This is a genomic window from Vreelandella venusta, assembly GCF_007989605.1.
Classification (GTDB): Bacteria; Pseudomonadota; Gammaproteobacteria; order Pseudomonadales; family Halomonadaceae; genus Vreelandella; species Vreelandella venusta.
On sequence record NZ_BJUL01000004.1, the window covers coordinates 294,167 to 300,870 of the forward strand.

Genomic DNA, 6,704 nt, shown 5'->3' on the forward strand with positions numbered 1-6,704 from the left:
TCTCTTGGCTGAGTGGCTGCTATCAGCCCTGAATAGATAAAATGCTGTTAGCGCGCTGAGCGTTTTCGTCCGCCGTGCTGAGCATTTTCATTTGCATGTCGTAACGGCGGGCAACATCAATCATCGACACCATGGCATCTACAGCGCTGACGTTACTGCCCTCTAGGGCACCACTGACAATTCGGGCATCCTCATCACCTGGAAGCACAGCGGCAACGCCTTCCTCATTCAATGGCCCACGAAACAGCCCGTCGTCACCGCGCATTAATGCCTGCTCATCGGGCGTGACTAGCTTGATGCGGCCGACATCGACCAGCGCTGCAGGCCCCTCACCTTGGGGGATCGCGCTGATGGTACCGTCCGCACCAATGGATATCTGCGCACCTTGCGGCAAGGCAATAGGGCCACCCTCTCCCATGACCGGACGCCCAACACTAAGCAGTACACCATCACTGTCCAGTTGCAGGTCGCCTCGACGGGTATACGCCTCAGTGCCGTCCTCGCCGAGCACCGCCATCCAGGCATCATCCTGCATAGCGATATCGAGGGTTCGACCCGTGCGCTCAATAGGCCCCTGCGAAAAATCGGTGCCAGGGGTGGTCGTCACCGCCGAGACCCGTGTGTCGAGTAGCCCAGCGCCCTCTACCGGGACTGAACGCGCTGCTTGCAACTGCGCGCGAAAGCCTGCAGTAGACACATTCGACAGGTTATTGCTAACCACTGTCTGCTGGTCCATCGTGTGTTTGGCGCCGCTCATGGCGGTGTATAGCATACGATCCACAACTGACTCCTTAGCTCAGCATCACGCCATTATCACAGCTGATTACAGGTTGATAATGGTCTGCAGGAGCTCGTCCTGGGTGCTGATAGTGTTGGAGTTCGCTTGGTAAGAGCGCTGCGCCACAATGGTATCGACCAGCTCACTGGCCAAGTTGACGTTAGACGCCTCTACTGCTTCCGCTTGGATCTGCCCCAGACGACCGGTGCCCGGCGCCCCTAAGTTTGCCAACCCAGAGGCATTTGTCGCCGCCCACAAGTTGTTGCCCAGTGGCTGAAGACCTTCTTCATTCCGGAAGCTGGCTAGCGCAATCTGGCCAGCAGCACGGGTTTCACCATTGGTAAAGTTACGCTGAATAACGCCGCTCTCAGTAACGGTAATACCGGCCAATGCACCTGAGGTGTAGCCATCCTGGTTAAGTTCTTTTTGCAACGAGTCCGCAGCAAACTGCGTGGTACCATCGAACTTAAGCTGGATATTCAGGTTTTCTGCGTCGACGCCACCGGGAATGCCACCAATAGTGACGCGAGTTTCGCCTGTTTCTGGATCTTCAGTTACAACTGCGCCTCCTGGGTCGGCGCTCTCTCCAATACCCGTAACAATTCCCTGCGCATTGGTTTGCAATCTACCACTTTGGGTAAAGTCCAATGTAAAGCTGCCTCTGGTTACCCCGTTAGTGACAGCAGTCACCTTCCATTGATTACTATTGTCACCCACCCTTTCGAAATAGGTAGCAACATTAACCGCATTCCCCAAGGAGTCATAAGAAGTGAAGTTATTGGAAAAATGATAGTTCAATGGTGTGACAACAGGAGGGTTGGCCTCAGCGTCAGCATCACTTTCAGAAATTTCAACAGTATTTAAATCCTGGCCACTGACTGCCCTGGCATCCAGGTTTAATAGTGCATTTACTTCGGTAGTGGCTTTAGCTGGAATATCGTCAACCGGCACATTTAATGCCTGAGGGTCACCGCCCACCAATACGTTTGAGAACGGGAACGCCTGCTGGTCATCGGTGTCTTCGGTCACACCGCGGTCCATACCGTACCCCATCAAACGATCACCCTGAGCATTAACAATATCGCCAGTAGCGGTAATGCTAAACTCACCGTTACGTGAATAACCGACCTCCCCAGTGGAGCGCTCTAGGCGGTAAAAGCCCTCACCAGAAATCGCCAAATCCAGGTTACGTCCCGTGCTCTCGATGCTGCCCTGGGTGAAGTTCTGGCGCACATCTGATACCTGTACCCCTATCCCACGCGAGGCCGCAAATACATCAGAGAACAGCACGTCAGAACTCTTATAACCAACGGTTTGCGAGTTGGCGATGTTGTTGCCAGCAGAGTTTAGCTTCTCTGATTGTGCGTTAAGACCAGCCACTGCCGTTGTAAATGACATAATATGTTCCTCATCAAAACGTCTTTTCCATTAAGACGTTCTTGCTGTAAAAATGTTGTTTTACTTACATGTGACTTAAAGAATCTGTTTGATTTGATCCAACTGAACCTGTCCGTAAACAGCCCCTAAATCCAGTTTAACCTTCCCGCTACCATCATTAGGGGTCACACTATTAACAACCGCATAGTTCAATGCGGTTGAATCTAGTGTTTCACCCTCAGCATCTTTAGCCTCTAGCTGAACCGTATAACGACCACTAGCAGCGGCTTCACCCTGCTCGTTTTTACCGTCCCACTGGAAAGACTGCACACCGGCTTCTACCGCACCCAAGTTATAACGCCTGATCACTTCGCCACCTTGGCCAACAATTACCGCGGTAAGCTGATCGGCAGGTTTAGCAAGCTCAATACCAAAGGGTGTCGTATAGAGTTTTCCTTCACTATCTTGCTCTAGCATGACCTTGTTGCCAGGCACCATCACGCCTTGGCCAATCAGGCCACTTGCTTGCAGTGCTTGGTTGGCATCCATTTGGCTCGTGATGCTTTGCAAAGTGGTGTTCAGCTGCTCAATCCCACTTACCGTATTAATCTGTGCAATCTGGGAGGTCATTTCCGCATTTTCCATCGGATTCAGCGGGTCTTGATTCTGTAGCTGAGTAATCAACAACGTCAGAAAGCTACTGCGCAACTCGTCTGATGCGCTCTGCTTTAACTGGGAGCCACTGCCGCCACCGTTAATCGCCGAAAGTGTTGCCGGGTCGATTGTGTTCATCATTACCCCTCACCCAGTGATAGCGTCTGCACCATCATCTGCTTCGTTGTGTTGAACACTTCTACGTTGGCCTGATAGGAGCGCGACGCCGAAATCATGTTGACCATTTCATGTACAGGTTCAACATTGGGCTTGGCGACATAGCCTTCTTCATCCGCAGCAGGATGGTTTGGCATGTATTGCAGACGTAGCGGAGCATCGTCTTCCACTACCTCTGTGACACGTACGCCACCGACGCCATATCGATTATTGTGTGCTTGGGTTTCAAACATCACTTGTTTGGCCCGATAGGTCTCGCCATCAGGGCCTGCAATGCTGTCGGCATTGGCCATATTGCTAGCGGTAACATTCATACGCTGCGCCTGGGCGCTCATAGCAGAACTAGCAATATCAAAGGCTGAAAACATCGACATAAATTACTTTCTCCTACCGCTCGGTTATTCCGGCTGCATCGCGTTTTTCAGGCCCTGAATGCGGCGATTCATAATGGTTAGTGCAGCTTGGTAACGCACAGCATTGTCTGCAAACTGTGTCCGCTCACGATCCATATCGACCGTGTTGCCATCCAAGCTGGGCTGATCGGGAATGCGATAAAGCAGCTCTGCACCGCCCACACCCCGCCATGCTGGACCTTCACCTTGCAGATGACGCTCTGACGTTCGAGCCAGCGGCAGCGCGCCATTTTGCTGCTGCTGTGACTGACTACCCGCAACCGCTTTCTTAAGCTCACTGGCAAAGTCGAGATCGCGCGCTTTATAGTTAGGCGTATCGGCATTGGCAATATTGGCTGCTAGCACGTCGTGACGCGCTTGGCGTAAGCCCAGTGCCTGCTGGTGATAGTTAAAGGCAGATTCAAGCTGGTCAATCATGCCAACCCTCGTTCGCTGAGAAGCAAATTAAAACGGATATTATTGATGATGAATAATAGGCTTCGCATCGTCAGCCTAAAGCATGGAACAGCTGCCGTTTACACCAGCATTTCATATGATGCACAGGGTACTTTTGCACTACACTGCACGGTTGATGATTACCATCTGCCTCCCTTCGATTGAGCGACTCTCCCATGCCACACCCACTGCGCCCAACGCGATACTATCTGGCGACCCTTAAGCAACTAGCTTGTCTATCACTGCTCAGCCTTGGCCTTTCATTTCACGCGCATGCCAACAGCCAACAGTTGATGGATACCGTTCAACAGTTCCTCTATCAAGAATCTCAATCGCTTGGCCAGGAAGTGATGATTGATATCTCACCTCCTTCTGCACATTTACCTGAGTGCATTGCCCCCGAACCCTTTTTTCCGAATGCTAACCAATCCCCTATCGGGCGCGTTTCGGTCGGCGTACGCTGTGGCGAAAATCGTCGTCAAGTGCGGTATATCCAGGCGCAAATTGATATCATTGGTAGTTACGCCGTGGCTGGGCAGGATATTGATAGGGGCACGCTCATCACGAGCGATATGCTGACATCACGCGAAGGCAATCTTGGGGATCTAGCCGCCCAAGCACTTATCGACCAAGACGATATTATCGGTATGGTCGCGCAGCGGCCTATTCGAAGCGGCAGTACTTTCCAGTCCCACTACCTGCAAGCGCCTCAAGTAGTGAAACGAGGGCAACGCGTCACTGTCGTAGCAGAGGGCGCTGGTTTCCGAGTATCACGCGAAGGTGAGGCCTTGTCTGATGGTGCACAAGGCGAGCGTATTCGTGTGCGCTTCGATACGCGAGAATTAGTCACCGCACGCATTATTGGCCAAGGAACCTTGGTAATAGATTTTTAATCTAATGGCTAAAGTCCATACTACCCAGGCCGATAGTAATAAGTAATACAGCGCATGACGCCCCAACGTTGACGATGAGGCAAACAACGTGAAAATCGATAATATTAATCCGCTGCTACGTTCTAACCAGGCGCAGCAGCGTGATGAAGCACAGAAAATAGCTGGCAATAAGCCAGCCGAAGCAGACAACGCAACACGATCAGCAACGCAACTTAGCCAAACGCATACAGATAGCTCACACGATATCGATATGGCAAAAGTTGAGGAAATTCGTGAAGCTATTCGTGAAGGAAAGCTAGAAATTCGCGCGGATCGCATTGCTGACGGCTTAATTGCTAACTTAAAAGATTGATAAGCGAACGATTATGGGTCTCTCACGACTGCTCTCAGATCAGTTACAACGCCTTGATGAATTAGCACAGCTGCTCTCAGATGAACAAACACAGCTGACTAAAGGCAGCATTGACGGAGATGCGCTCTCCGCTATAGCCCTGCAAAAACAGGCGCTGTTAGTTGAGCTGGAACGCATCGAACAATTGCGCCGAAACGTTCAGGCAAAGCTTGGCTATGCAGACGGTGCGCTTGGCGCCAAACAAGCTGCTAACGATGCGGACTGCTTGACCACCTGGGAAAGCTTGCTCGAAAAAAGCGAGCGTGTATCACGCATGAACGAATTAACCGGGCAAATGCTATCGCTTAGAGTGAAGCACAATCAGGAAATGCTGGATTACATCCGCCAAATTGCTGAAAAAACTCTCTACAAGCCAAATGGGCGCAATAATGCCCAACCCGGTCGCTTTAATGCGTCTGCCTAGCAATTCTTGACCAGTTCTTCTTGACCAGTTCTTCTTGACCAGCACCTCTATACAAACATAGACAAAAACTGTACAAGCAGCTTCAATGTGAATATTAATGTTCATAATTGGAGCCTAACGGATGCTTGCCCATCTTCCAGACAGCTTTACCGCTGTCGTCACCGGTGCCAATGGCGGCATAGGTAACGCTACTATTAAGCAGCTGCTTACCGACACTCATGTGGGGAGTGTCATTGCCGTAAGCCGCTCACCCCTTGTCTCTCAAGATCCATCTTTTCAGGACGCATCCGTTGAGATGGTAAACGCCGATATCACGACACAATCAGGGCGTGAAGCTCTTCGCCAACAGCTAAACGGACGTCCCATACACCTACTATTTAATGCTATTGGCACGCTGCATGATGACTCACGTGATGTACAGCCCGAGAAACGCTTAGAGCAGTTAGATGAAGCATCATTCGCCCATGTTATGCATGTTAATGCCGCCACGCCCGCCCTACTGATTGCCGCACTGAAGCCATTGTTGCAAGGCAAACATCCGGCCATCGTCGCCAGTTTGTCGGCACGCGTGGGATCCATTGGCGACAATCGGCATGGAGGCTGGTACAGCTATCGGGCTAGTAAAGCAGCGCACAACATGCTGATGAAGACACTCTCCATTGAACTAACGCGCCTAAACAAACAGTCTATTGTGCTGTGCCTACACCCGGGCACTACAGATACATCGCTTTCGAAACCTTTCCAAGCCCGTGTTCCCAGCGAAAAGCTATTTACGGCAGATTTTGTCGCTGAACAGCTATTAAAAGTAATATCTAAACGCACCCCCGAAGATACTGGCAGCTTCTGGGATTGGGCTGGCAAGCCTATCGAATGGTAAGTATCAGACAAAAAAATTCCCCAGGGCACCAGCCCTGGGGGATTTTTATGAATAAGTGGCTAACGATACACCCTCCTAGCCCTGCGAGCCGCCCTTGTTATTTATTCTCTTAGGCCCTTCCCCTTGTAATTCCCGCAGGCCCTTAGCGGGAATCCATATTAACCTGGGGCTTCGGGCTGCGCTGCTGCAGGCCAAGGTCAAGGTGGATTCCCGATCACCCCACTCGGGAATGACGGCGTGGTGACTTGGGAACGTCCCTAATTGATTAATTGATTTTCTTCCGCG

The 6,704-nt window shown here is 51.3% G+C and carries 9 protein-coding genes; 4 read left to right on the forward strand and 5 right to left on the reverse strand.

Features of this window, described 5'->3' with window-relative positions:
- Window positions 1–22 precede the first annotated feature (22 nt).
- From HVE01_RS06715 to flgB, 5 genes are all read right to left on the reverse strand, one after another.
- Entirely contained in the window at window positions 23–781 is a 759-nt protein-coding gene (locus HVE01_RS06715; protein WP_125744783.1) for a flagellar basal body rod protein FlgF, read from the reverse strand.
- 42 nt (window positions 782–823) lie between these two features.
- Window positions 824–2,176 carry a flagellar hook protein FlgE gene (locus HVE01_RS06720; RefSeq protein WP_146943107.1) on the reverse strand — a complete coding sequence of 451 codons (1,353 nt, stop codon included), beginning with the start codon at window positions 2,174–2,176 and terminating at the stop codon, window positions 824–826.
- A gap of 75 nt (window positions 2,177–2,251) precedes the next feature.
- A complete protein-coding gene (gene flgD / locus HVE01_RS06725) occupies window positions 2,252–2,950 on the reverse strand; it encodes a flagellar hook assembly protein FlgD (protein ID WP_422822482.1) in 699 nt (232 codons plus the stop codon).
- On the reverse strand, window positions 2,950–3,360 hold the full coding sequence (gene flgC, locus HVE01_RS06730; RefSeq protein WP_038480124.1) for a flagellar basal body rod protein FlgC: 411 nt from the start codon (window positions 3,358–3,360) through the stop codon (window positions 2,950–2,952). Before flgC ends, flgD begins: the two co-directional genes overlap by 1 nt.
- Before the next feature lie 24 nt (window positions 3,361–3,384).
- Window positions 3,385–3,816 (reverse strand): flagellar basal body rod protein FlgB, encoded by a 432-nt coding sequence (gene flgB, locus HVE01_RS06735; RefSeq protein ID WP_125744779.1) that lies wholly within the window; start codon window positions 3,814–3,816, stop codon window positions 3,385–3,387.
- Window positions 3,817–4,010: 194 nt separating this feature from the next.
- On the opposite strand from flgB, the gene flgA reads away from it, so the two are divergent.
- The 4 genes from flgA (at window position 4,011) to HVE01_RS06755 (ending at window position 6,419) form a co-directional block, all read left to right on the forward strand.
- The gene (gene flgA / locus HVE01_RS06740) at window positions 4,011–4,727 is read left to right on the forward strand and encodes a flagellar basal body P-ring formation chaperone FlgA (protein ID WP_146943109.1); all 717 of its coding nucleotides are present in this window, start codon (window positions 4,011–4,013) and stop codon (window positions 4,725–4,727) included.
- An 88-nt stretch (window positions 4,728–4,815) separates the two neighbouring features.
- On the forward strand, window positions 4,816–5,079 hold the full coding sequence (gene flgM, locus HVE01_RS06745; RefSeq protein ID WP_146943111.1) for a flagellar biosynthesis anti-sigma factor FlgM: 264 nt from the start codon (window positions 4,816–4,818) through the stop codon (window positions 5,077–5,079).
- A 13-nt stretch (window positions 5,080–5,092) separates the two neighbouring features.
- Entirely contained in the window at window positions 5,093–5,542 is a 450-nt protein-coding gene (locus HVE01_RS06750) for a flagella synthesis protein FlgN (protein ID WP_125744773.1), read from the forward strand.
- A 121-nt stretch (window positions 5,543–5,663) separates the two neighbouring features.
- On the forward strand, window positions 5,664–6,419 hold the full coding sequence (locus HVE01_RS06755) for an SDR family NAD(P)-dependent oxidoreductase (protein ID WP_146943113.1): 756 nt from the start codon (window positions 5,664–5,666) through the stop codon (window positions 6,417–6,419).
- The last annotated feature ends 285 nt before the right edge of the window (window positions 6,420–6,704 follow it).

Excerpts from the sequence above, each read along its gene's own strand:
- flgC (WP_038480124.1), bottom strand. The coding sequence starts at position 3,360 with ATGTCGATGTTTTCAGCCTTTGATATTGCTAGTTCTGCTATGAGCGCC.
- HVE01_RS06750 (WP_125744773.1), top strand. The coding sequence starts at position 5,093 with ATGGGTCTCTCACGACTGCTCTCAGATCAGTTACAACGCCTTGATGAA.
- HVE01_RS06755 (WP_146943113.1), top strand. The coding sequence starts at position 5,664 with ATGCTTGCCCATCTTCCAGACAGCTTTACCGCTGTCGTCACCGGTGCC.
- flgB (WP_125744779.1), bottom strand. The coding sequence starts at position 3,816 with ATGATTGACCAGCTTGAATCTGCCTTTAACTATCACCAGCAGGCACTG.
- HVE01_RS06720 (WP_146943107.1), bottom strand. The coding sequence starts at position 2,176 with ATGTCATTTACAACGGCAGTGGCTGGTCTTAACGCACAATCAGAGAAG.
- flgD (WP_422822482.1), bottom strand. The coding sequence starts at position 2,950 with ATGATGAACACAATCGACCCGGCAACACTTTCGGCGATTAACGGTGGC.
- flgA (WP_146943109.1), top strand. The coding sequence starts at position 4,011 with ATGCCACACCCACTGCGCCCAACGCGATACTATCTGGCGACCCTTAAG.